21 protein-coding genes and 1 pseudogene are annotated in these 23,018 nt (G+C 63.1%); 7 read left to right on the top strand and 15 right to left on the bottom strand.

Translation table 11 applies throughout. The features are described 5' to 3' along the window. Positions 1–17: 17 nt before the first annotated feature. The gene (locus A3E1_RS0118170; RefSeq protein WP_040391140.1) at positions 18–497 is read right to left on the bottom strand and encodes an RICIN domain-containing protein; all 480 of its coding nucleotides are present in this window, start codon (positions 495–497) and stop codon (positions 18–20) included. Positions 498–734: 237 nt separating this feature from the next. Here A3E1_RS0118170 and A3E1_RS0118165 point away from each other — a divergent pair, with 237 nt between their 5' ends. Beyond that, positions 735–2,354: a hypothetical protein gene (locus tag A3E1_RS0118165; protein WP_157631592.1), complete on the top strand. Its 1,620-nt coding sequence runs from the start codon at positions 735–737 to the stop codon at positions 2,352–2,354. Between the two features lie 51 nt (positions 2,355–2,405). Here A3E1_RS0118165 and A3E1_RS0118160 read toward each other — a convergent pair whose 3' ends face one another. The 9 genes and pseudogenes from A3E1_RS0118160 to A3E1_RS0118125 form a co-directional block, all read right to left on the bottom strand. Further along, positions 2,406–3,521, bottom strand: a complete 1,116-nt coding sequence (locus A3E1_RS0118160; protein ID WP_020522223.1) for a peptidoglycan recognition protein family protein — start codon at positions 3,519–3,521, stop codon at positions 2,406–2,408. A 57-nt stretch (positions 3,522–3,578) separates the two neighbouring features. Next, positions 3,579–5,648, bottom strand: coding sequence for a RecQ family ATP-dependent DNA helicase (locus A3E1_RS0118155; RefSeq protein ID WP_026208560.1), 2,070 nt, complete (start codon positions 5,646–5,648; stop codon positions 3,579–3,581). Beyond that, positions 5,599–6,251: pseudogene (locus A3E1_RS49190) on the bottom strand (family 1 glycosylhydrolase); the annotation flags it as partial. The pseudogene A3E1_RS49190 and the gene A3E1_RS0118155, both read right to left, overlap by 50 nt. Then, positions 6,226–6,330 (bottom strand): family 1 glycosylhydrolase, encoded by a 105-nt coding sequence (locus A3E1_RS48460; RefSeq protein ID WP_245571254.1) that lies wholly within the window; start codon positions 6,328–6,330, stop codon positions 6,226–6,228. The gene A3E1_RS48460 and the pseudogene A3E1_RS49190, both read right to left, overlap by 26 nt. Positions 6,331–6,355: 25 nt before the next feature. Then, entirely contained in the window at positions 6,356–7,750 is a 1,395-nt protein-coding gene (locus tag A3E1_RS40845; RefSeq protein ID WP_020522221.1) for a glycosyl hydrolase, read from the bottom strand. Further along, positions 7,717–10,089: a glycoside hydrolase family 2 protein gene (locus tag A3E1_RS40840; protein ID WP_020522220.1), complete on the bottom strand. Its 2,373-nt coding sequence runs from the start codon at positions 10,087–10,089 to the stop codon at positions 7,717–7,719. Before A3E1_RS40840 ends, A3E1_RS40845 begins: the two co-directional genes overlap by 34 nt. Positions 10,090–10,107: 18 nt before the next feature. Further along, complete coding sequence (locus A3E1_RS0118135; protein WP_020522219.1) at positions 10,108–10,920, bottom strand: carbohydrate ABC transporter permease; 813 nt, start codon at positions 10,918–10,920, stop codon at positions 10,108–10,110. Then, a complete protein-coding gene (locus A3E1_RS0118130) occupies positions 10,917–11,825 on the bottom strand; it encodes a carbohydrate ABC transporter permease (protein ID WP_051105061.1) in 909 nt (302 codons plus the stop codon). Before A3E1_RS0118130 ends, A3E1_RS0118135 begins: the two co-directional genes overlap by 4 nt. Continuing rightward, complete coding sequence (locus A3E1_RS0118125) at positions 11,822–13,135, bottom strand: ABC transporter substrate-binding protein (protein WP_020522217.1); 1,314 nt, start codon at positions 13,133–13,135, stop codon at positions 11,822–11,824. Before A3E1_RS0118125 ends, A3E1_RS0118130 begins: the two co-directional genes overlap by 4 nt. A 120-nt stretch (positions 13,136–13,255) precedes the next feature. Between A3E1_RS0118125 and A3E1_RS0118120 the strand changes: the two genes are divergently transcribed. Then, positions 13,256–14,266, top strand: coding sequence for a LacI family DNA-binding transcriptional regulator (locus tag A3E1_RS0118120; RefSeq protein WP_020522216.1), 1,011 nt, complete (start codon positions 13,256–13,258; stop codon positions 14,264–14,266). On the opposite strand, the gene A3E1_RS0118115 is transcribed toward A3E1_RS0118120, so the two are convergent. Next, entirely contained in the window at positions 14,234–15,256 is a 1,023-nt protein-coding gene (locus A3E1_RS0118115) for a LacI family DNA-binding transcriptional regulator (RefSeq protein ID WP_020522215.1), read from the bottom strand. The two genes, A3E1_RS0118120 and A3E1_RS0118115, sit on opposite strands and share 33 nt — an antisense overlap. An 80-nt stretch (positions 15,257–15,336) precedes the next feature. Between A3E1_RS0118115 and A3E1_RS0118110 the strand changes: the two genes are divergently transcribed. Genes A3E1_RS0118110 through A3E1_RS0118090 form a run of 5 tightly spaced genes read left to right on the top strand, consistent with a single transcriptional unit; the run spans position 15,337 to position 18,100 of the window. After that, positions 15,337–16,032: a hypothetical protein gene (locus A3E1_RS0118110; protein ID WP_026208558.1), complete on the top strand. Its 696-nt coding sequence runs from the start codon at positions 15,337–15,339 to the stop codon at positions 16,030–16,032. A 40-nt stretch (positions 16,033–16,072) separates the two neighbouring features. Continuing rightward, positions 16,073–16,456 (top strand): VOC family protein, encoded by a 384-nt coding sequence (locus tag A3E1_RS0118105; protein WP_026208557.1) that lies wholly within the window; start codon positions 16,073–16,075, stop codon positions 16,454–16,456. Further along, positions 16,453–16,968: a GNAT family N-acetyltransferase gene (locus tag A3E1_RS0118100; RefSeq protein WP_020522212.1), complete on the top strand. Its 516-nt coding sequence runs from the start codon at positions 16,453–16,455 to the stop codon at positions 16,966–16,968. The genes A3E1_RS0118105 and A3E1_RS0118100 overlap by 4 nt, the downstream gene beginning before the upstream one ends. 6 nt (positions 16,969–16,974) lie before the next feature. After that, on the top strand, positions 16,975–17,802 hold the full coding sequence (locus A3E1_RS0118095) for a carbon-nitrogen hydrolase family protein (RefSeq protein ID WP_026208556.1): 828 nt from the start codon (positions 16,975–16,977) through the stop codon (positions 17,800–17,802). A gap of 19 nt (positions 17,803–17,821) precedes the next feature. Further along, complete coding sequence (locus A3E1_RS0118090; RefSeq protein WP_020522210.1) at positions 17,822–18,100, top strand: hypothetical protein; 279 nt, start codon at positions 17,822–17,824, stop codon at positions 18,098–18,100. A gap of 45 nt (positions 18,101–18,145) precedes the next feature. Here the strand turns inward: A3E1_RS0118090 and A3E1_RS0118085 are convergent, their stop codons facing one another. From A3E1_RS0118085 to A3E1_RS0118070, 4 genes are all read right to left on the bottom strand, one after another. Then, positions 18,146–18,961, bottom strand: a complete 816-nt coding sequence (locus A3E1_RS0118085; protein WP_020522209.1) for a carbohydrate ABC transporter permease — start codon at positions 18,959–18,961, stop codon at positions 18,146–18,148. After that, positions 18,958–19,860, bottom strand: coding sequence for a carbohydrate ABC transporter permease (locus tag A3E1_RS0118080; protein WP_020522208.1), 903 nt, complete (start codon positions 19,858–19,860; stop codon positions 18,958–18,960). The genes A3E1_RS0118085 and A3E1_RS0118080 overlap by 4 nt, the downstream gene beginning before the upstream one ends. A 57-nt stretch (positions 19,861–19,917) precedes the next feature. Next, positions 19,918–21,177, bottom strand: coding sequence for an ABC transporter substrate-binding protein (locus A3E1_RS0118075; RefSeq protein ID WP_020522207.1), 1,260 nt, complete (start codon positions 21,175–21,177; stop codon positions 19,918–19,920). A gap of 104 nt (positions 21,178–21,281) precedes the next feature. After that, the gene (locus A3E1_RS0118070) at positions 21,282–22,691 is read right to left on the bottom strand and encodes a GH1 family beta-glucosidase (RefSeq protein ID WP_026208555.1); all 1,410 of its coding nucleotides are present in this window, start codon (positions 22,689–22,691) and stop codon (positions 21,282–21,284) included. Between the last annotated feature and the right edge of the window lie 327 nt (positions 22,692–23,018).

Raw genomic sequence — 23,018 nt, 5'->3', positions numbered from 1 at the left:
CCGGCACGGGTGCGTGGTTACCACCACCAGCGCTGGTTGTTGCCGTAGTGGCAGTCGTATTGGCCCACGGGTGCGAAGTCGTGCGTGGCGCTCCACTGGACTTCGAGGCACTTGTAGCTGTGCTGGTTCTGGATGATCCCGGTTGTGCGGTTGAACCACCACTTCTGGTTAGCGCCACCGTGGCAGTCGTATTGCCCGACCGGGGCGAAGTTAGCGGTGCTGTAGTTGAAGACCTCAAGGCACTTTTCGCTGTTGACGTTCTGGATGAGGCCAGTGGACGTGCTGTAGTGCCACTGCTGCATCGGGGCGCCGTGGCAGTAATACTGCCCGGCCTGCACGAAGTTTCCTGTTGCACCGTAAGGGATTTCCAGGCACTTGTAGCTGTGCCGGTTCTGGAACAGTTCGAAGTACCCAACTTCAGCTGAAGCTGGCGCGGGCACCACGACGATAGCGACGACGGCCGCGGCGAGCGCGGCGAGCAATCCCTTGATACGCATGCGCCGAGAGTCGGGCCGGTTGCCGGGAACGGCCACACTACGTCAAAGATCCGACTATGCCGATCCTTAGATGGGGAAATGCTCATATGTGACCTAGGCAACATAGCCCGCCCGAAAACGTAGGTTTTGGTTCTTGGGCTGTCTTGAGGTCCCGTTGTGACGGCGCCGATTGTCCCGCATACTTCCGAACGCGCTGGCCAGGCGGAACCTGCTTATCCCGTACGTTGAAGAGGAAAAATGCAAAGAACGCGAAAGTCACTGTTGCGCACGGCTGCGGCACTTGTGGCCGTCTTGGCGGCCGGCGCACTCCAGTCCGTTCCAGCTAGTGCGGATGGAGGCGGGATTGGCCCCAGAGCGGTACTGATATGCGACCCAGGTTATGGAACACATAAATGGAAGTCGATTCGTTACTATCCGCAGATCACTCACCACGGAACGAAGCACGTAACCGCTGGTACGACGTTTAACACGAGTGCAACGATCGGCGTCGCCGCGACTGAGAAATCGACCTGGAGCACTTCGCTCCAGATGGCCGCAAAGGTCAAAGTAGCCGTGGTCGCGGATGTGGAACTGACGGTCAACCACACCACAGCGGGCGAGAACTCGCAGACCTCAACTGAGTCCTACACAGACACATGGACAATTAATGGTGCGGGTCACTACAACCTCTACAAAGCCGTAGTTGTGGTTCACGGGGAGTTTGAATGGTGGGAATGCAATAGCAGCGGGACCGCGATGTCTCGGATCGGGTCAGGTGTTCTCCACACCTATTACGGTGAGGAAGTAGGTTCTGCGAACTGCGATCCGAATGTACAGGAATACAGCGCAGCCGCTTGGCTGGCGAAGACCAAATGCACCACAGCACCGCTTGCGAGCTATGCGCCACCGGGAACTCCGGCGTGCGGATCGCAGATCTGTGGCCAAATTCAAGTTCCGATGCAAGCCTCTCAGCCAGTTCCTCTGCACCAGATCTACGGTGACAGCAGCGGATGGCATGCAGGTAGCCTCGGCTATCCCATCACCGACACCACAGCTGCTGTGAATATGGGCGCTGCCTGGCCACAGGTTATGACAGTGAAGGACGGCGTGCTCCAGCAGATATACGGGGATACTTCAGGCTGGCATATTGGCAGCACTGGGATCGCCATCAGCGGACCCATCTCAGTCGTAAATATGGGTGGACAGTGGCCGCAGATTCTAACGGTCCGCAACGGAGTGCTGCACCAGATCTATGGAAATTCCGCTGGCTGGCACATTGGCAGCACCGGAATCGCAGTTAGCGGGCCGATCTCTGCGGTGAACATGGGCGGTACGCATCCTCAGGTTATGACGGTGAAGAATGGTGTGCTGCACCAGATTTACGCGGATGGCACCGGCTGGCGCATTGGCAGCACTGGCATCGCGGTTAGCGGGCCGATCTCTGCGGTGAACATGGGCGGTACGCATCCTCAGGTTATGACGGTGAAGAATGGTGTGCTGCACCAGATTTACGCGGATGGCACCGGCTGGCGCATTGGCAGCACTGGCATTTCCACCAACGGAGCTATCTCGGCCGTTAACATGGGTGCTGCCTGGCCTCAGGTTATGACGGTGAAGAATGGTGTGCTGCACCAGATTTACGCGGATGGCACCGGCTGGCGCATTGGCAGCACTGGCATTTCCACCAACGGAGCTATCTCGGCCGTTAACATGGGTGCTGCCTGGCCTCAGGTTATGACGGTGAAGAATGGTGTGCTGCACCAGATTTACGCGGATGGCACCGGCTGGCGCATTGGCAGCACTGGCATCGCGGTTAAAGGGCCTATCTCGGCTGTGAACATGGGGGGAAGCTGGCCACAGGTTTTCGCTGGGGTCTAACACCAGATGGGAGTCGTATTGGACAGCTGGTCCAATACGACTCCCATATCCCTAAAGGATTCCTTTGAAGGCGTCGCGGACGATGCCGCCGGTGATGGCGCACCAGGTGTTGACGTCGACCTTGCCGTTGGTGTCGAGGCCGTGCAGTTCCTGAAGGTCCTTCACGGCCATCTTCGTGGCGTGGTCGTAGATGCCGTTGAGGGCGACATCTGGATAGCCCTTGTGACCGATGGCCTGCTGCACCGCGCTCACGGCATCGCCGGTCGCGTCTTTGTCCAGCTCGGGGACGAGGCAGTCCCAGGTCGCGTTCGTGATGGTGCCGTCTGGCGAAGGCGGCAAGCCGTTGCGGATCTGCCAGTCCTGGATGGCCGCCGTCATCGCCGCGCTCCAGGCGCCGGTGACAGCGATGTTGTAACCACGGTATTTGAGCAGCCACTGCGCCACGCGAACCACGGGCCCGCCGATGGAGCTGTAGATGTCGGCCCAAGTCCGCTCGGGAATATCGCCCGCAGAAGTGCCCAGCGCCGTGGCGATCTCACGCCGAAGTTGCGGGAACTGGGCGTAGAACGCGGCACCCGGGCAGAGCGTGGCCCGGAAATCCCAATGGCCAAAGATGTTGTGCGCCCCCAGCCCATATTGCTGGCTGATCGCCACGCACAAGCGCACCAGCGAGTCCCACAGCGCCTCGGGCGGGGTCTCGTCGATGTAGGTGCCTTCGTTTTCGATGCCGATCGACATCGTGTTCTGGCCGGGACAGTGGGCGGACACGACCTGTGACGTTCCGCTGGCGAGCGTTTCGAGGCTGCGGTGACGGCCTTCGAGGACGTAGCCGCCACGGCTGACCGTGAAGTGCTGGCCGGAGTCGGCCCAGCCGTTGCCCACCTGGTGCAGGCGCTGAATGTCCTGAGCCAGCCAAACAGCCTGCTCACGGGAATAGTCCGTCGAGTTCGGATAGGCGGTGTGGTGAATGATGATTTTGCGGGTCGTGCCGTGGCTCAGGACGATGTCGCTGGTCGGCGGCTTGGCGCCCCATCCGTCACAGTCGATTATCCACGGGAAGGGTGAGGCGGCTTGAGCTGCGGTGGAGAGGGCGGTTTCGCCAACCACAGCAACGGTTGCCGCGCCGACGGTCGCTTTTAGCAGCGTGCGGCGCTGGAACGGGACCATCACGATGGTTAATTCCTTTCACGATGCACTAGCAAAGTGAAAAAATCTAACCATGGATTACGACGTTGAGGCCAGAGCAAACGGCAAGACCATTGTGGCGCCTTGGGTGATCAGCTCGCGGGCGGCTAACGCCATGGTCCAGCCGGACTCGGTGTAATCGTCCACAAGCAACACTGGGCCGTCGCAAGCCGGCGCGGTGATCGTGCCGTAGAGCGAACGCACGCGCTGCGCGCTGTTGGAGCGGGCGTCACCGCCTCCTACCTGGACAGAGGGCAGCAACGGCAGCCGCCCGATCTGGGACAGGTGCGCGGCGACACTGTTGATCAGGAGCGGGTGGCGACGGGAACTCATCGCGACGACGGCAGCGGGCCGCTGTGCCCACGGGTCGGGGCCGGTTGCCCACGCCTTGAGCACCTCGACGACCGCCGCCAGCAGCTCCGGCGTAGCCGGGGCATCGGGAGTGCCTTCGGCCAGGAGGGTACGCAAGCGGGCGCCCCAGCCCAGATCGGTCAGCCGCCCCACCGCGCGGCCCGGTTGGGTCTGCTCACTGGCGGCGATGCGCCCCGCGAGCGGAATGCCAGCGGCCTTCAGCCCACTGGGCCACATCTTGCGCGGCTCGATGACCAGACCGGGCCGGTTAAGGAACCGTTGCGCCGCTTCAAGAGCGGACTGCGGGACTGACGTCGGCAGGGCTCCGGGAGCGCAGCGATCACAGCGCCCGCAGGGCGCGGCGTCAGGATCGTCGAGCTTCCGCCGCAGGAACTCCATCCGGCAGGAGGGCTCAGCAGCGTACCCCCGCATGGCCTTTTGCTCTTCTAAACGAGCGGCCGCGATGCGCTCATGCCGCTCGGTGTCATAGACCCAAGGCTCGCCGGTGGATACCCACCCGCCGCGGACCCGGCGCACCGCGCCATCCACATCGAGCACCTTGAGCATGAGTTCGAGCCGGTTGCGCCGCAGATCGCACTGAACTTCGAGCGAAGGCACGGACACGGGGTCTGAACTAGCCGAAAGCACCTCTAGCACCCGCCGGACTTGATCCTGCGGCGGAAAGGCAAGGGAGGCAAAGTAATTCCAGATCGCGGAATCTTCCGCCCCGGGAAGGAGAATGACGTCAGCGCTGCTGACAGCACGCCCGGCGCGGCCCACCTGCTGGTAATAGGCGATCGGCGAGGGCGGGGCGCCGAGGTGAACGACGAAACCGAGGTCTGGCTTGTCGAAACCCATGCCGAGGGCTGAGGTGGCCACGAGAGCCTTGATTTTGTTGTGCAGCAGGTCTTGCTCGGCTTCCTGGCGTTGCGCGTCTTCGGTCTGGCCGGTGTAAGCCGCGACGAGAAAGCCTTGCCCGTTAAGGAAATCTGCGGTCTCGTGCGCGGCGGCGACGGTCAGCGTGTAGATGATGCCGGAACCGTCCAGAGTGGACAGATGGGCGGCCAGCCACCCGAGCCGGTGGGCGGGAGTGGGCTGCTCAACAACGGCTAGCCGCAACGATTCCCGGTCGAGTGGTCCACGCAGCACGAGCGCGTCGCCCAGCTGGTCGGCGACATCGGCGGTCACACGTGCGTTGGCCGTGGCGGTTGTCGCCAAGACGGGCGTATCGGGTGTGAGCGAAGCGAGCAGCGTACGCAGCCGGCGGTAGTCGGGCCGGAAATCGTGCCCCCAGTCGGAAACACAGTGCGCCTCGTCGACAACGAGCAAACCCGTGGTGGCGGCCAGTTTTGGCAACACGCTGTCGCGGAAATCCGGATTGTTGAGCCGTTCCGGGCTGATCAGCAGGACGTCGATGCCGCCGTCAGCGATCTCGGCCGCGATGCCATCCCACTCCTCCATGTTGGCGGAGTTGATGGTGCGGGCGGTGATCCCGGCACGTTCGGCTGCCTGCACCTGGTTGCGCATGAGAGCCAGCAGCGGAGACACGATCACGGTCGGGCCGTGGCCCCGTGCCCGCAACAGCCCTGTGGCCACGAAGTAAACGGCGGACTTTCCCCAACCGGTTCGCTGCACACAGAGCACCCGGCGCGACTGGGCCACTAACGCTTCGATCGCCGTCCATTGATCCTCACGCAAAATCGCGTGATCACCAGCAAGTTTCCTGAGTATCGACTCGGCATCCTCGCGCATCCCCACGCCCCGGGACTCTACGCCCCACCCCCGACACGAATCGCGCGTACCACCGTGCGCTGGGCTTTAGGGTCCGTTCCTGGGTGGCGTAGTCGACATGGACCAGACCGAGCCGTGGGTAAAACCGTGTGCCCATTCGAAGTTGTCCAGGAGTGACCACACGAAGTAGCCGCGCACATCGGCTCCGCGGTCACGTGCTCGCATAACGGCCTTGATATGGGCGTCGAGAAAGGCGATCCGGTCGGTATCGTCGTCAAAGACCGCGCCGTTCTCCGCGACGTACAACGGAATGCCCACGGCTTCGGCAGCCCTCGCGGCCTCAACATCTTCAGCAGTCGCCGGCACTGATGGTGTCAGGTTCAGCGTGATGCCGAAATGCTGATCCACGGCCCGGCCCGTGACGTCTTGGCCGGCTAAGCGACAGGCCGGAACCTGCGCCTGCGGCGCCGCGGCTCGCATGCGGGAGATGGCCAGGCCGTGGCCGAGGAGAAGGTGATGCACCGCGCGCATGGCGGCGGCGGGGTCGCGGCGGCCGGGGGCGTGAAAGCCGTCGCGGTAGCCGTACATCGCGACACACCAAGGCTCATTGAGTGTGGTCCAGTAACGAACAGCAGAACGTGTCCCAAATGGACGGTCTCCGGCCATCGGCGTGGGTGGCGCCTTCGATCTGATAGGCCGAAGTCGCCACCCCCAGCGAAATGCCGGGCTATCCGTTACGGGAGTGTCCATTGCTGATTCGACTGACCGTTGCACTGCCAGATCTGCAGTCTTGTCCCGTCGGCACTTGACTGACCCGTGACGTCCAGGCACCGGCCGGTCTTGGGGTTCACCAGGGTGCGGGCAGACGAACTGTAGACCCATTGCTGGTTCCCGTTTCCAGCGATGCAGTCCCACAGGTGGACCCGCGTGCCGTTGGCGCCGACGCCACCGTCCACGTCCATGCATTTGCCCAGGGCACGGAGAGTGCCGTCGGTGCCCACCGTCCAGCGCTGCGCAAAGGTGGCATTGCAGCTGTAGAGCTGAATCTGCGTACCGTTGGCGGTGTTGGATCCTTGCACGTCAACGCATTTGCTAGCCAAACCAGCAATCGGGCCGATGCGGGAGCCACCGCCTGGAATCGTGAACTCGCCGCGGTTCAGCACCTGAGGCGCGAAGTAGGACGCCTGCACCGCCGCATTGTTGTTATAGGCCGGATCGATCAGCCACTCCGCCCAGACCATCCACCACGTCCAGCGGGGCTGGGCGTTCATCAAGGCTGGACTCGGCACCCGGCCCACCTCGGCGAGCGAAATCGGTTTGCCGCCAGCGACATTCAGCATCGCCTGGTAGTCGCTCGCACTTGGCTCCATCTTCACCCACACGTCGAGTGAAGCGACGTCCACATAGGACGCTCCCGGCCAGTACTCGCCGATCGAGCCCATGCTCACGTCCTTGACGTTCCATACCCAGACCAGGTTCGTCAAGCCGTGCGTGTTGGTGAGGTGTTCGTAAGCGATCTGGTACAAGCGGCGGCTGCCGTTCGGGCCGGGCCGGCCACCCCACCACGACCAGCCGTCGTTCATCTCGTGGACCGGCCGCCACAAGACTGGAACGCCAGCGTTTTGCAGCTGCCGCAAATACGGAACCGCTTCGTTGAGCCGGTTCTTGTAAGCATTGTTGAGCGCGGTGCCGTTGGCGATGACCTGGCTCCATTGCGCGTCTGACAGATGGCTCAGAATGCCATTGGCATCCCAGCCACAGGTCTGCCCGACGGTCGGCGGGCAGAAGTGCCACGTGAGGGCGACCACCGATCCGCCTTGCCACTGCCGGATCGCCTCATTGATCATCGTTTGCCGGGCGCTGACATCGGCTGGCAGGAAAAGGAAATCGCCTCCCCACAGCCCAGGCGTTTGTCCCGTGATGCCCTGTGCCATCCGGGTGTAATAGGTCGGATCGCTGTTGGGTTCCCGGTTGTGCTGCCCGGACAGCGTGTACTGTCCGGAAATTCCGTTCAGGTAACTGATGAGCGCGGCACGGGTAGAGGGCGGGAAAGCCTGGGCCGGCGGGGCGGCCGCTGTGATGACGACGATGGCAGCTAAGGCTGCGAGCCACCGGAGGGGACGGTGCATGGCGGACTGTCCTTTCGCTCGTTAACGCAGCGCAGGACCGGATAATTGAGGAGGTCATCCGGAGCAAGCGCGGCGCTCGTGCGGATATGGAAGGTGACGCTCTCGCCCGGCAGGAGGGTCACCAGCTGGTCGTCGATTTCGGCGGCCGGGTCGAGCCGGTCAGGGAAGATGGCCAGTTCGCGCAGAAGAGTGCGAGCCGTGATCCGCACGGTCAGCCCGGCCGGCGAAGGCCGCACGTCGGCGTCGAAGGCGGCAGGCGGGTAATCCATCACGGGGTCTTCGGCAAACATCTTCAGCGCCCGGTGCGTGCCTAATTCAGCAACCAGCAGTTCATTCGCTGGTACTCCCGGAGCAGTCAACCGCTCAGAAGGCTTGACGATCGCCACGTCGCGCGGCGGCACCGATAGCCCGATGCCTTCCTTAGCAAGCGGTTCCCCGGTCAGTGCCCGCCGGGTCAGGGTGAGTTCCCCGGTCCACGGCTGGTCGGTGTCATTGACGATCGCGATGCCGTCCTCGTGAAAGGACAGCAGGCGGTCAGCGAACGAGCGGCGCAACGCGTACCAGAGCGGTTTGCGGCGCGCGGCTCCATCGATGGCGGCCCACGAGATCACGGGCCAGCAGTCGTTGAGCTGCCACACGATCGTCCCCATGCAGTAAGGCATGAGCGAGCGGAACCGCTGCACGCCAAAGGAAAGCGCACGGGCCTGGTTGAGCTGGGTGTAGTAATGCCAGTCATCGAACGTTTCGGGTTGCGGGAGATGATCGCCCAGTCCCCGCAGCAGTTTGGCCGCTCCTTCAAACGCCTTCTGATGGTGAGCTAGCAGAGGAGAGTCAAGCGAAAGTGGGCCTGAGATCGCCTCAGTCAAGGTGGCATAGGCGGGTGGACCCTGGAAGCCGTATTCGGCCACGAACCGGGGTGTGTAGGTGCCGTAGTGCGTGTAGTCCTGCTGGTTCCACACGGTCCAGATGTGAATCGTTCCGGTGGAAGGATCACGGGCGTCGCGGTCTGGGTCACCGGAATAGGGGCTTCCCGGCCAGTACACCCTCGTGGGGTCCACTTCGGACACGACACGCGGCAGCAAGTCATAGTAATAGCCGGCGCCCCAGGTCTTTTCGCCCAGCTCTTCCTGCCAGTCCCAGTGCTGATAACCCTCGATGTTCTCGTTGTTGCCACACCACAGCAGCAGGCTCGGGTGGGTCATCAGCCGGGTTACGTTCTCCCGCGCTTCGGCTTCCACTTCTGTCCACAGCGGATCGTCCTCGGGATAGGCCGCGCAAGCGAACGGAAAGTCCTGCCACACCATGACGCCTAGCTCGTCGGCGAGGTCATAGAACGTGTCGGATTCGTAAAGCCCGCCACCCCATACACGCAAGGTGTTCGCGTTCGTCTCGATCGCCTGGGTGAGCCGTTCGTTCAGGCGTTCAGGCGTCACGCGTTGAGGGAAGCAGTCGTCGGGAATCCAGTTGAACCCGCGGGCGAAAACGGGACGGCCGTTGACGATGAAGCGGAAGGCATCGACGTCAACCTCAACGGTGCGGAAGCCAACGCGCTTTTGCCACACAGAGTCACCGGCGCGGACCGTCAGGTCGTAAAGCGGCTGTGCGCCAAAGCCCCGTGGCCACCACAGTGCCACGTCGGCGACTTCTAGCTCGGCGACACCGTCAACTACGGGAGCAGTTTGCCCAGCCAGCGAGACGACCGCATCACCATCACCGTCCAGCGCGACGTGCACGACAGCCTTGCCAGACGTTCCGTTCACGGAAAGCAAAGGGCGCACCGAGGCGATCCGCACCCCGGACCAGCTGTGCAACGACACCGGCTTCCAGATCCCTGACGTGACGAGCGTCGGTCCCCAGTCCCAGCCGAAGTTGCACGCCATCTTGCGGATGAACTGGTAGGGCTCGTCATAGGGACCAGGCCTGCTGCCCAGCCGCTCCTGCATCTCGCCGGTGTAGCTATAGGGAGCCGTGAACTGGACCTCCAGCCTGTTCCTCCCCGGCACGAGCAACCGCGACACGGAGAACCGGTAGGAGCGGTGCATGTTCGCGGTGCGCCCGATCTCGGTTCCGTTCAGCAGCACGGTGGCGATTGTGTCGAGGCCCTCGAAGACGAGGTCCACGTGCTCGAAACCTTCGGGCTGCCACTCGAACGCCGTGGTGTAGGACCAGTCGGTGCGCCCGATCCAGGTTAGCTTGGTCTCGTTGTCATCGAGGTAGGGGTCGGGGATGAGACCCGCGCTCAGCAGATCCGTGTGCACGCAGCCAGGAACTGTCGCCGGAACCTCTTGATGCGCAGCCGAGCTGACAGTCCAACCCTCGTGCAGATAACGGATACTCACGTGCTTTCTCCCTATGCGTTATTTGGTCGCTCCGGCGGTGAAGCCGTTATAGATAAACCTTTGCAGTGCCAGAAAGATGACGAGGGTGGGCAGGATGACCAGGATCGCCCCCGCCGAAATGACTTCCCAGTGTGCCCCGAACGGCCCCTTGAACCGGAACAGCGACGTCGAGATCACCCCTAGGTCCTCAGAAGGCATGTAGAGGAACGGAATGTAGAAGTCGTTGTAGACCGTGATGCCTTTGATGATGACCACCGTGGCGATGGCCGGTTTCAGCAGGGGCAGGATGACACTGCGATAGATCTTGAACGAGGAAGCACCGTCGATGCGGGCCGCCTCGTCGAGCGACACCGGGATGCCCCGCATGAACTGCAAGAAGATGTAGATGGCCACGATGTCGGTGCCCATGTAGAGCAGGATCGGCGCCCACCTCGTGTTGAACAGGCCGAGAGCGTCTACCACCTGGAACGTGGCGACTTGCGTGGTCACCCCGGGAACGAGGGTAGCGACGAGGAAGAGCGAGACAACGAGTTTGCGGAAGCGGAACCTGAACCGGTCAATGGCGTAGGCCGCCATGGTGCCGATGAGAATCGTCCCGCTGATGGAAAACAGCAGGATGATCGCCGTGTTGGCGAAGGCGGGCAGCATGTTGCCCTTGTCGAACGCGGTCCTGTAATTGCTGAAGTTGGTCCAATCACGAGGCAGTGCAAGGGTTTGCCCACCTGCCATCTCCTCGGGCGTCTTCAGCGACGTCAGGAAGATGGTGACGAGGGGGAGCAGCACGACGACCGCGGCCGCGATGAGCGACAAATACTTCATCAAGCGGCTCACGTGAGGTCCGTCCTTTCCTCTGGTACCAGGCGCCGCTGCAACCAGGTGATGAGCAGAACCATCGCCAGGAGAACCACGGCGGCAGCGGACGCGAGCCCCATCTTGTTGAACTGGAACGCGAGTTTCACCGTCTGGATGACGAACGTGAGACTCTCGCCAGAGCCGCCCGTCATGATGTAGGGAATCTCGAAGACGGACAGCGAGCCACTGATGGCCAGGATCACGCTCAGGCTGAGCACGGGCTTGATGCCGGGAGCGATGATGTGCCGGAAGACCTGCCAGCGTGAAGCACCGTCAAGCGAGGCGGCCTCGTGCAGCTCTTGTGGAATCGACTGGATGGCGCCGAGGAACAGCACGAAGTTCAGCCCCAGAAAGCGCCACACGGATACGCCTGACAGCGAAACGTTGACCCAGTCGGGGTCGCCGAGCCAGAACTGTCCAGTGTGGACACCGAAGAAAGCCAAGACGCTATCGAGCGTCCCGCCTTGCCGGAAGAAGTAAAGGAAGATGAACGCGACCGCGACACCGTTGATGAGATAGGGGAAGAACAGCACTCCCTTAAACAGATTGCGAAACCACGTACTGAAGCTGAGAACGACCGCGAAGTACAGCGCCAGCACGATCTGCACGAACGAAGCCACGAGATAGTAGAGGCTGACGAAGAAGACCTGGAACAGCTCAGGCCGGCTGAACAGTTGCCCATAGTTGCTCCAGCCCACGAACTGCGGATCGGGACTGACACCGTCCCAGTTCGTGAAGCTGTACCAAATCATGCTCGCCACCGGCACATACGTAAAGGTGATAAGCAGCGCTAAGGCGGCCGCCAAGTAGAGCCAGGCAGTGAGCTGCGGGCGGCGTTTTGCCATGGCAGCGAAGAAGCCGCCCGCAGCTGGTCTAGATGTCATGAGCCAGCGAGTTTCGCGGCTTCAGACCACTTGCGGGCCAGTTCCCCGAGCACACTGTTGAGGTCGCCAGGTGCCGCACCGCGAGCCACATCGACCAGACGCTGCCGGTAGTCCTGCTTGTTCAGTCCGACCTCGGAAGCGTTGTCAATCTTGTTAAACAGCCCTGCCTTCTCCTGCGACAGCTCGATGAACTGAACGCCGTTGTCGGTGAAGGGTTTCAGTGCCGATGGCAGTGGCGCCCCCTTAACAGTGGAGACGGCTTGATTCGCCTCGGCGAAACCAGACTTGTCCAGCATCCAGTCGATCCAGGCGCGCGCGGCTGGCTTGCTCTTGGAGTGAACGTTGACGGCGTATTGGTAATCGGGGGACAGCACCGAGCAGTACTTGCCGTTCACCTGAGCCGGGAAGGGCATGTAGCCAATCGTCGCCGGGTCTTTGCCCGCCTTCTTGGCGGCGTCCTGCATTTGCGCGATCGCCCAGGAGCCAAGCCACATCGAGCCGACCTTGCCGGTGGCGATCAGTCCCTTGGAGTCTTCCCAGTTAGTCGTAGCCGGATCGGGCTCGGACAGCTTGTTCTTCACGATGTTGAACAGCAGCCCGTCGCCTGCCCGCAGGTCGCTTCCGGCCGCCCACGGATCGGTGGCCGACGCGAGCTTGTCCTGGGCTTTGGTGTCGCATGTCACGGAACCGACGACACTGGACCATGAGGTCAGCGGCCAGCCGTCTTTGTAATTGGTGTAGTAGGGAATGGCTTGCGTCTTGTCCTTGATGGCTTGAAGGGCGGCCAGGAATCCCTCAGGCGTGGTCGGCCATTGCGTCAGGCCGGCCTGGGCCCAGACTTCCTTGTTGTAGACGAAGCCGTTCACGGCACCGAATCCGGCTAGGCCGTAAACCTTGCCGCTGACCGTGCTCTTGTCCGTGAACAGATACTTGCCACCGACAGAGCTAACAGAGCCGAGGTTGGCGAAGAACTTGGGATAGTCGTCGCGCACGATCGTGTTAGGGATCAGCAGGACGTCGCCGTAGTTCTCCGTGTTCATCCGGATCTTGACTTCGCCCTCGTAATCGGTGATGCCTTCGAACTTCACCGTCACGCCCGGGTAGGTCTTCTTGAACTCGTCGGCGTATTTCTTCATCGTGCCGTCAGTGACCAGGTCGGTCCGGTTCGTCAGCACCGTGACCTCGCCGGTGACGCTGGCGGGATCGGCAGGGGGTAACGCGTCAGTGGAACCAGGATCGGCATCGCCACCGCCGCAACCTGCGGCAAGCAGGGCAGCGGCCAGGGCGATGGCTAGCGGTCTTAGCTTCATATGACCAACTCCGCAGCTTTACTGAACCGAGTAAGTGCCCAGACTTTACGACTGGGTTTCGGTAGTGTCAACAAGTCAGCTAGCATTGGTGAACCGAGAAAGCTGGGAGAGGCTGACAACATGAAGCGACCCACCATCGCCGATGTGGCACGCCATGCCGGAGTGTCCAAGGGCGCGGTTTCCTACGCGCTCAACGGTCAGCCCGGCGTGTCCGAGGCGACGCGCAGGCGCATCGTGGAATCAGCTGAGGCCCTTGGCTTCCGGGCCAACAGCGCGGCTCGGGCGCTCGCGGGTGCGGCCTCGAAAGTGGTCGGCCTGACGTTGCAGCGGCCGCCCAAAACCCTTGGCGTCGAACCGTTCTTCATGGAACTCATCAGCGGTCTGGAAGCCGAGCTGTCACTTTTCTCCTACGCGTTGCTGTTGCAAATGGTGCCCGACCATCACGAGGAGATCGCCGTCTACCGGCGGTGGTGGAGTGATCGCAGCGTCGACGGCGTGCTGGTGTGCGATGTCAGAGAGGGCGATCTGCGCATCAGCGCGCTCGAAGAGCTGGGGCTGCCCGCCGTCGTGATCGGGCCGCCCAGCGCGAGCGGATCGCTGGCCAGCATCTGGTCTGACGATGGAGTGTCGTTAGTGGAGGCCGTGGAATACCTTGCCGCGCTGGGGCACCGGCGCATCGCCCGCGTCGGTGGCATTCCAGGTCTCGTGCACACCGCGATCCGCACCGAAGCCTTCGGGCGTGCCGCAAGCGATCTGGGGCTGGACAGTGCGCTCACGGTGCCGACGGACTACACGGGAGAAGACGGGGCGCGCGCGACGAGACGCCTGCTCAGCATGGCGAAGCGGCCGACCGCCCTGATCTATGACAACGACATCATGGCCATCGCGGGTCTTGCCGTTGCACAGGAAATGGGGCTGTCCGTGCCCGCGGATCTGTCCATCGTGGCCTGGGACGATTCGCCGATCTGCCGTTTGGTGCATCCGCCCTTGACGGCACTGACCCGTGACATCGCGGCCTATGGCACCCACGCCGCCCGGATGTTGCTAGCGGCGATCGACGGCAAGCCGGTGGGCAGCATGCACGACGAACCAGCCCGGCTAACTCCCCGCGGCAGCACGGCCAGTGCTTGAGCGCACGACCAGCTGCGCGGTGTGATCGCGCACGCTGACAGGCGGTTCGCCTTCTATAGCTTGGAAAAGCAGCCTCACGGCGTGGGCGCCGTAGGCCTGCAGGTCTCGTTTGAGGACAGTCAGCGCCGGGCGAACGACCTGACACACGGGCGAATCCTCCCACGCCACAAGGGAAAGCTCGGCCGGCACGGCGACACCCATCTCCGTCGCGACACCGAGGCCAGCCACCGCCATCACGTCGTTGTCGTAGAGGATCGCGGTCGGCCGGGCACCCCCGCTCAGCAACCGCCGGGTCGCCCGTGCCCCATCCTCACCGGTGTAGTCAGCGGTAAGAACGGTTCCCTCAATGCCGTTGTGGGTGCAGGCTTGCAAGAACGCGTTGGTACGCGCTGCCGTGTGCAGCAAGCCTTCCGGCCCACTGACACGGGCGATGCGCCGGTGCCCGAGGCCCGCCAGGTACTGAACCGCAACGGCTGCCGCCTCCGTGTCACCTGACCACAGGCAGGTCACGTCACCGGACGGCAGCGGACCGCCAATGGCGACAGCGGGAAGCCCAAGGCCGGCAAGGAAAGCTGGCCGTGGATCGGCGACGAGCACGTCACTGACGATGACCCCGCTGACCCGCTGCTCGGCGCTCCATCGTGAATAGACGGACAGTTCCGCGTCAGGATCGGCGACGAACTGAAGCGCCAGACCATAGCCGCGGCTGGACAACTCCGCTTGAGCGCCGCTGATGAATTCGCGGCGGAACACTTCCACGTGAAACGCCTTGGCCGGCCGCAGCATCGTCATGCCGATCGCCATGGGCCGGGCACCGTGCAGTGAGCGGGCCGGCCCGCTGGCGCGAAAACCCAGGTCTTCAGCGATCTTGCGGATGCGGTCACGCACTTCTGGCGAGACGCCGGGACGGTCGTTGAGGGCATAGGAAACGGCGACGCGGGAAACGCCAGCCGCGCGGGCGATATCGGCCATGGTTGGCGGACGGCCCATTCCTTGCCTCCTCTGTGCCCTGCGAGAATACCCGGGCTGACGCACTACCCAATCTCGATGCGCCCGATTATCGTCGATTCGTGTCGCCGGTGGTTGTGGTCATTGTGGGTGGAGTGGCCACGTCGCTGCTGATGGTTGTCCTGATTGGACTACTGGCCCGATCCCAATACCGCCGTGAGCACGGCATAGCCGACGTTCCGTCGGCAAAGGACTGCTCGGTGCTCGTCGCCCGGGCCCGGGCGCTCGACGAGACGGCAGCTCAGAAGCTTGACGCCGCTCACCGCGCCGCCAATACCCATGAGCAGCTAGCCCGTGACCTCGCCGCGGCTGAGGCCGAAAGGGAAGCCGCCTGGCTGTCCCACTCCGAAGCGGTGCGGGCCAGCCAGGAAGCCCAGCAAACGGAGCCGGAGCCGTCAGCCGAAAACGCCATCTCCGGTGTCGATCAGAAGGACATCTCCGCGGCGGCCCGTGCGGCCTACCGTCGCGGGGAGATCTCGGTCGAAGAGCTGCGTGCCGTCTGGCAGCGCGTTGGTAACTGGGATGACTCGCTGGATGACCGGGCCCATCTGCTGTCGCGACTGCGTGCCGACGAAGCCGAAGCGTGGCGGCGCTATCACGCGGCCGCGTTCGCCGAACGCACCGCGCAGCGTGCCGTTGAACTGGCCGAGGCGGCGGCCCGTGCCCTGACCGATGACGCCGCCGAAGCGGCCCGCCAAGCCGAGATCGCCCGCCTCACCGCCGAAGACTGCATCGCCCGCGCCAAGCGCCGCCGATAAATCGCCTGAGCACCGCTGGCTCGCGGACTAGGGTTTCCCCATGGCTTTACGTATTCAGTGCATGAACTTTGACACGACTGACCCGGCGCGCTTGGCCACCTTCTGGCAGGAGGCACTGGGCTGGCGCCGCACCTATGAGAAGGCCGACGAGGTCGTGCTGGAGCCCCCGGCGGGCAGCAAAGAAGACGGAATCGTCCCTGACCTGCTCTTCCTGAAGGTGCCAGAGGACAAGGCGACCAAGAATCGCCTGCACATCGACCTGCGTCCCGAGGACCAGGCCGCTGAAGTGGCCCGCCTCGAAGCGCTTGGCGCCACCCGCGTCGACGTTGGCCAGGGTCCCGAGGCGAGCTGGGTGGTGATGGCCGATCCCGATGGCAACGAGTTCTGCGTGCTGCGCGCCTACCGCCCTGACGAGCTGGCATGACCGTGCTTGACGGCGCCATCGTGACGCTGCGCCCGATCGAACTCAGCGACCGCGACACGCTGATCGCCATCCGCTCGACGCCGGAAGTCCGTGACCGCTGGGGCGAACTCGACAGCGCGGCCGACGAGGTGGACGAAGACTTCAAAGACACCGAAACCGTTCACTTGGCGGTCGTCTACGAGGGCCGTGTCGTGGGCATGATTCAGTACTACGAGGAAGAAGAGCCCAAGTACCGTCAGGCGAACATCGACATCTATCTCGATCCGTCGGTGCACGGTCGCGGGATCGGCACCGACGCGGTGCGCACCGTCGCACGGTTCCTCCTCAAGGAACGCGGCCATCACCGGCTCGTCATCGATCCGGCCGCCGACAACACTCCAGCGATCAAGTGCTATGCCAAGGTGGGCTTTCGCCCGGTCGGGGTAATGCGGCAATATGAACGCGGTCTTGACGGCACCTGGCATGACGGTCTGCTCATGGATCTTCTGGCCAGCGAGTTCCAGGAGGGATAACGGCGGATGCGGCCACTCATAGCGGCGGCGGTGCAGGCTCACGCCGTACCAGCTGATGTTTCTGGAAATGCTGTCACGGCGGCGAGAATGGTGCGCCGCGCGGCCGAAAGTGGTGCGGAGCTCGCGGTTTTGCCCGAGCTCTTCCTTTCCGCCTATAACCCGCCCGCGCTGAACGCCGATCCCGCCGGGACGTTCCTCAAAGCCAACGAATATGGCGTCATCGACGATCCGCGCCTAGACCCGTTGCGGGACAATCAGATCCCGGTTGTCATCGGTTCGGCTGTGTCCTATCCGGACGGAAGGCACACGTGCTCGGCGCTCGTTATCGATAGCAGGGGCCAGATCACGGCCGCCTATGACAAGCAACATCTCTGCGGCGACGAAGAAAAAGACCTCTTCATCGCTGGTACTAGGGGAGCCACGCTCGTGGTCGGCGATTGGCGCTTCGGGCTCGGCATCTGTTACGACGGTTGCTTTCCCGAGCATGGCCGCGCCGCCGCCGACGATGGGGTGCACGGTTATCTGGTGCCAGCCGGTTACGTGGACGGATCGCAACACCGGCGCGACTTGTATTACGCCGCAAGGGCTCTCGACAACACGATGTATGTCGTCTTCGCCAACTCCGCGGGCGGCGAAGCCCCGTGGAAGCTCAGCGGCGGCTCGGCGATCTATGACCCGGAAGGGCGTTGCCTGGGCCGGGGTGCCGACGAGGGCGAAGACGTCATCCTCGCCACCCTCGACCCGGAGCAGCTGAACCTCACGCGCTCGAAGCAGTCCATGCTCGCCGACAGGCTGCAGAGCCAGGGCACCAACCGGTCACTGCACATCATCTAAGCATGTACGCTCTGCGCCCATGGCTATCGTGCTGTTCATCATCGGTCTGCTGACGCTGGCTGGTGGTCTGTTTGTCCTCGTGACCAAACGCGTACCGCGGGCCTGGGCGGCCGCCCCGCCCTGGATCTTCGCCGGAGTGCTGTTTTCATGTTCTGTGGCGGCCCTGGCGTTCGCCGCTGGCCAGCAGGTGGAGCAGTTCAGCTCGCTGGAGTGGGTGCTGTTCCTCGTGCGCATGGCTGGCTTCGGCGGGATGATCACCTTTGCCATGCTCGGGCGCAAGTACCAAACAAAGCGGTGATGGTGGTGGCCGCCCGTGAGAGGTGCGGGCGGCCACACGTCAGCGTCAGGACTTGACGGCGCCCTGCATGATGCCGCCGATGATGTGCTTGCCCAGCAACGAGAACACGATGATCAGCGGCACGATCGCGATCGTGGCACCCGTCAGGATGAGGCTCACGTCAGCGACGCGGCCACTGGACAAGTTCGACAGTACCGTTTGGACGGTTGGGTTTTCCGCGTTCATGACGACCAGCGGCCAGAAGAATTCGTTCCACGCGCTCAAAAACGTCAGAATCCCCAGCACCGCGGCGGCCGGTCGCGCCGCGGGCAGCACGACATGCCAGAAGATGCGAATCGTCGTGCAGCCATCGGCTCGCGCGGCTTCAATCAGTTCCGTGGGCACAGCAGTCGTCAGGTACTGCGTCATGAAGAAGACGCCAAAAGCACTGACCAGGAACGGAATGATGACCGCTGGCAGGGTCCCGACGAGCTCATAGTTGCTCATCAGGATGAACAGCGGGATCACCGCGAGCTGTGTCGGCACCATCATCGTGGCGATGATGAACAGCAGCACCGCGTTCTTCCCACGCCACTTGAGCTTCGCGAAGGCGAACCCCGCCAAAGTCGCGAAGAACACTTGGCTGAACGTAATGACCGAAGACGCGAGCAGCGAGTTGATGAGTCCCTGCACCATGTGCACGTCTTCGCCAAACGCGCGTTCCAGGTTGTTCATCAGGTTGCCGCCGAGGGTCAGCGGCGGCGGAACCTGCCCCAGCACCGAATTGTCATGTGACGCCACGACAATCGAGTAGTAGAACGGAAACAGGGATAGCAGCGCGACAACGCTCAGGAAGAGGTAAGTCCGCTTGCGTGGCTTCATTCCGCGCCTCGCATCCGCCGGGTGAACAGATAGTTGACCCCCGCCGCGATGAGAATGATGACGAACATCATCCACGCCGCCGCCGAGGCGTAACCGAAGTCGAACCGGCTGAACCCAAGCTCGTAAAGGTAAAGCGCGATCGTCTGGAATTGGCGGTCCGCTCCGCCGGTCATGCTGCCCACCCCGAACACGAGTGGCTCGGCCAGCACTTGCATGCCCCCGATGGTGGAAACGATGACCGTGAAAATGATGGTCGGCCGGATCGCCGGAATCGTGATGCGCCGCAACTGCTGGAAACTCGTTGCCCCGTCAAGGGAAGCGGCGTCGTAGAGATCCTTGGGCACGGCTTGCATCGCCGCCAGGTAAATCAGCGCGTTGTATCCGGTCCAGCGCCAGTTAATCATCACCGAGATGGCGAAGACCGAACTCGCTTCGCCCGTGCGCCAGTCGATGTGGCCGAGATCGAACAAGCCGAGCACCCAGTTGATGAGACCGAAGTCGCGCCCGAAGAGCTGGCCGAAGATGATGGCGACCGCGACGACACTGGTGATGTTCGGCAGGAGCACGCTCATGCGCCAGAACGTCGAGCCCTTTAGGCGCATGTTGAGGATGTGCGCGAGCCCGATCGCCATCAACAGCTGCGGAACGCTTGATAGCACGAGGATCTGCAGCGTGTTGGACAGCGCGTTCCAGAAGTACTCGTCCTTGAGCAGCTCCGTGTAGTTCGTGAACCCGATCCACGTGTGGCTCTCCTCGACCAGGGTCCAGTCGTGCATGGACACCCACGCCGTGTACACCAGTGGGAACATGCCCACGGCTAGGAACAGCACGAAGAAGGGCGCCACGTATAAGTACGGTGAGGCTTTGAGGTCCAGCCGGTAAAGCTTGTGCCTGAACAACTTCGGTCCTTCCAAAGGCGGCCGCCCCCAACCGGTCTCGGGGGCGGCCGCAGCTTCTTAGAGGAGGGCTTTGACGTCCTTCTGGACTTGCGCCCACGAGTCGTCAGCGCCCTGCTTGCCGTCCTGCACCCGGGTCAGGCCGTTGATGATCGCGGTGTTGATGTCGCCTGACTTCGGTCCCATGAACTGCGGGACCATCGTCGCCACCGACTTGGAGTAGATCTGGCCAATCGGGGCGTTGTTGAAGAAGGCGCTCTTGTAGTCCGTGATCACCGCGTCCTTGTAGAGCGTGACCGTGGACGGGAAGTTGCCCTTGGTGCGGAACACCTTCGCCTGCTGCTCCGGAGCGGTGAGCCACTTCGCGAGCTCAGCGGCCGCCTTGGCGTTCTTGCCCTGCTTCGGCAGCGTCAGGTAAGACCCGCCCCAGTTCCCCGTGCCGCCCGGGATATCGGCGATGTCCCACTTGCCGGCGTGCTCCTTGGCCTGCTCCTGGATAATGGTCGTCATCCAGGACGGGCACGCGATCGTGGCGAAGGTTCCCTTAGCGAAACCTGCGTTCCAGTCCTGCGACCAGGCCTCCACCTTGGCGGACAGCCCAACCGTCATCGCCTTCACCGTGGTGTCCCAGGCCTTCTTCACGCCCGGGTTGGTGTCGACCACGACCTTGTCGCCGTCGTAGATGCCGATCGGCTGCTGTCCGAGCACGGAACGGTAGATGACCTGCGGGCCGTCGAAGAAGCCGGTGACCCCGGGGAGCTTGGCGCCCATGAACTTCTGGCCCGTCGAGATGTAGTCATCCCAGGTCGGCCACAACTTGGAGACCGCTTCACGGTCACCCGGCAGGCCAGCCTTCTCGAACAGGTCCTTGCGGTAACACATCGCCATGCCGCCGACATCGGTGCCCAGTCCAATCACGACACCGCTGGCGCTGGAGCCCGCACGCCACTTCCACTCGGGCCACTGGGCTTTGACGTCCCCGCCGCCGTAGTCCATCCAGTTGTAGAACTTGCCCGGCTGTGACGTGAACTGACCCGCCCAGCCTTCTTCGATCGCCTCGATGTCCGAGGCACCCGAGTTGGCCGCCAGGTGCGTGATCAGGTTCTTGTGGTGGTCCTCGGTCTTGGTGATCCGCTCGACGACCTCAATGTCCGGGTGCAGCTTCATGTACTCGGTGTAGAGATCCTTGTAGCCAAAGTCGCCGAACGTCGCGATCGTCAGCTTGGTCTTGCCACCTTGCTCACCGCTGCCGCCGCTTCCGCAGCCGGATGCTATGAGCGCCGCGGCGACTAAGGACGCCGCTATGGCCGCTTTGCGCATTAGTCCTCCATGAATCCGGAAAGTGCCGCTGATAGGGGAGAGCGCTCTCCGGTTCGGGAGAGCATCGTCCCTGAACACACGGCATGTCAAGGGGTTGCGATTGTTTAGGCGGTTATCCCACCGGCGTTGATCACGTCGCGGTACCAGAGCGCGCTCTGCTTGAGCGTCCGCACCTGCGTCTGGTAGTCGACGTGCACGATGCCGAACCGTTTCCCGTATCCCAGCGCCCACTCGAAGTTGTCCAAAAGCGACCACACGAAGTAGCCCCGCAGGTTCGCACCCTTGTCCAGCGCTTGATGCGCCGCCGCGAGGTGCCGGTTGAGGAAGTCGATCCGGTCGTTGTCGTGCACGGCACCGTCGACCACTTGGTCGGGGTAGGCGGCACCGTTTTCGGTGATATAGAGCGGAATATCGCCGTAGTCCCGCTTAACGCGAAGCAGGATTTCTTCCAGCCCGGTCGGGTCGACCGGCCAGTCCATTTCCGTGCGTGGACCGCTGACGCGGTGCCACTTCACCTTGTCGTTGTTCGGGTAGGGCCCGTCTGTCTCGCCTGTTCCCGGCTCGGCCGCGCCAACGAGATCAGGCTGGTAGTAGTTGAGGCCGAGGCCGTCGATCTTCTGGGAAATGATCTGAAGATCCGTTTCCTGAACGTGTGCCCAGTCGGAGATCGTCTTGGTGTCCTCGATGACGTCCTGCGGGTAGTGGCCCTTGAAGACCGGATCAAGGAAGATCCGGTTCAGCAGGCCGTCAATCCGCCGCGCCGCGTCCACATCGGACTCTTTCTCCGACACAGCGCGTACGACGCCAGCGTTGATAGCGAGCGCGATCTCCGCTTGACTGGTGTTGGCCCGGATCGCTTGAACGGCAAGGCCATGCCCAAGCAGAAGGTGGTGCACCGCTTTCAGGGCATCGGCGTGGTTCTTCTTGCCTGGCGCGTGTGCCCCCGAGCCGTAGCCGAGAAACGCCGAGCACCACGGTTCGTTCAGCGTGTTCCACAGGGCGACTCGGTCACCGAGCTTTTCGGCCACGTCGTTGGCGTATTCGCCAAACCGGTGCGCTGTCTCGCGGTTGGCCCACCCACCCTGATCTTCCAGCTCCTGCGGCAAGTCCCAGTGATACAGCGTCGCGACCGGCCGGATTCCCTTGCTCAGCAACTCATCCACGAGCCGGTCGTAAAACGCCAGCCCCTTCGCGTTGGTCTGCTGCCCTCTCGGTCGCACCCGCGGCCAGGCCACGGAGAACCGGTAGGCACCCAGCCCAAGCTCGGCCATCAAAGCGACATCGTCCCGATAGCGAAAGTAGTGCTCTGTCGCGGGATTCCCGCTGTCGCCGTTGGCCACCTTGCCCGGCGTCGCCGCGAACGTGTCCCAGATACAGGGCGTGCGGCCGTCTTCGCTGACAGCGCCCTCAATCTGGTAGGCGGCAGTCGCCGCTCCCCACCAGAACCCCGCCGGAAACCTCCGCTTCACCGCCTGGTCCTGGATCGAAGTACCGGCCGCCATGAGGGCAGTCATCCCATATCACCGCTTTCTCGTCCGCTCCCCGCCGCTGCGATGGAGAGCGCTCTCCAAGTGCGTCCAAGCGTGGGGGCGGGGTCGGGTCCGTGTCAACCCCAGATTTCCCAGGTGTTTCCCACAAGATCGCGGATTTGTGGCCGTTTTCGCAGGTGACTTACGGCCCGCTAGCTACGTAACATTCCGATCACTTCGGGAAACGTTTCCCACCGCCCATCGCTGTCCCGCCCCGCTCCCCGCCCCGCTCGCCGCCCCACCCACGGGCTTTGCCCGCCCCCCCGCCCCGCTCCCTGCCCCGCCCACGGCCTTTGCCCGCCCCCCGCCCGC

Source organism: Catelliglobosispora koreensis DSM 44566 (assembly GCF_000379685.1).
GTDB lineage: Bacteria > Actinomycetota > Actinomycetes > Mycobacteriales > Micromonosporaceae > Catelliglobosispora > Catelliglobosispora koreensis.
Note: the sequence above shows the minus strand (reverse complement) of the source record. Positions and strands in the feature narration are given on the sequence as shown.

What these genes read in the sequence shown, in the direction of transcription:
- A3E1_RS0118115 (WP_020522215.1), bottom strand. Translation starts at nt 15,256, where the DNA reads ATGGGCCGTCCGCCAACCATGGCCGATATCGCCCGCGCGGCTGGCGTT.
- A3E1_RS0118090 (WP_020522210.1), top strand. Translation starts at nt 17,822, where the DNA reads ATGGCTATCGTGCTGTTCATCATCGGTCTGCTGACGCTGGCTGGTGGT.
- A3E1_RS0118100 (WP_020522212.1), top strand. Translation starts at nt 16,453, where the DNA reads ATGACCGTGCTTGACGGCGCCATCGTGACGCTGCGCCCGATCGAACTC.
- A3E1_RS40845 (WP_020522221.1), bottom strand. Translation starts at nt 7,750, where the DNA reads ATGCACCGTCCCCTCCGGTGGCTCGCAGCCTTAGCTGCCATCGTCGTC.
- A3E1_RS0118070 (WP_026208555.1), bottom strand. Translation starts at nt 22,691, where the DNA reads ATGACTGCCCTCATGGCGGCCGGTACTTCGATCCAGGACCAGGCGGTG.
- A3E1_RS0118075 (WP_020522207.1), bottom strand. Translation starts at nt 21,177, where the DNA reads ATGCGCAAAGCGGCCATAGCGGCGTCCTTAGTCGCCGCGGCGCTCATA.
- A3E1_RS0118105 (WP_026208557.1), top strand. Translation starts at nt 16,073, where the DNA reads ATGGCTTTACGTATTCAGTGCATGAACTTTGACACGACTGACCCGGCG.
- A3E1_RS0118130 (WP_051105061.1), bottom strand. Translation starts at nt 11,825, where the DNA reads ATGACATCTAGACCAGCTGCGGGCGGCTTCTTCGCTGCCATGGCAAAA.
- A3E1_RS0118120 (WP_020522216.1), top strand. Translation starts at nt 13,256, where the DNA reads ATGAAGCGACCCACCATCGCCGATGTGGCACGCCATGCCGGAGTGTCC.
- A3E1_RS0118095 (WP_026208556.1), top strand. Translation starts at nt 16,975, where the DNA reads ATGCGGCCACTCATAGCGGCGGCGGTGCAGGCTCACGCCGTACCAGCT.
- A3E1_RS0118165 (WP_157631592.1), top strand. Translation starts at nt 735, where the DNA reads ATGCAAAGAACGCGAAAGTCACTGTTGCGCACGGCTGCGGCACTTGTG.
- A3E1_RS0118170 (WP_040391140.1), bottom strand. Translation starts at nt 497, where the DNA reads ATGCGTATCAAGGGATTGCTCGCCGCGCTCGCCGCGGCCGTCGTCGCT.
- A3E1_RS0118085 (WP_020522209.1), bottom strand. Translation starts at nt 18,961, where the DNA reads ATGAAGCCACGCAAGCGGACTTACCTCTTCCTGAGCGTTGTCGCGCTG.
- A3E1_RS0118125 (WP_020522217.1), bottom strand. Translation starts at nt 13,135, where the DNA reads ATGAAGCTAAGACCGCTAGCCATCGCCCTGGCCGCTGCCCTGCTTGCC.
- A3E1_RS0118160 (WP_020522223.1), bottom strand. Translation starts at nt 3,521, where the DNA reads ATGGTCCCGTTCCAGCGCCGCACGCTGCTAAAAGCGACCGTCGGCGCG.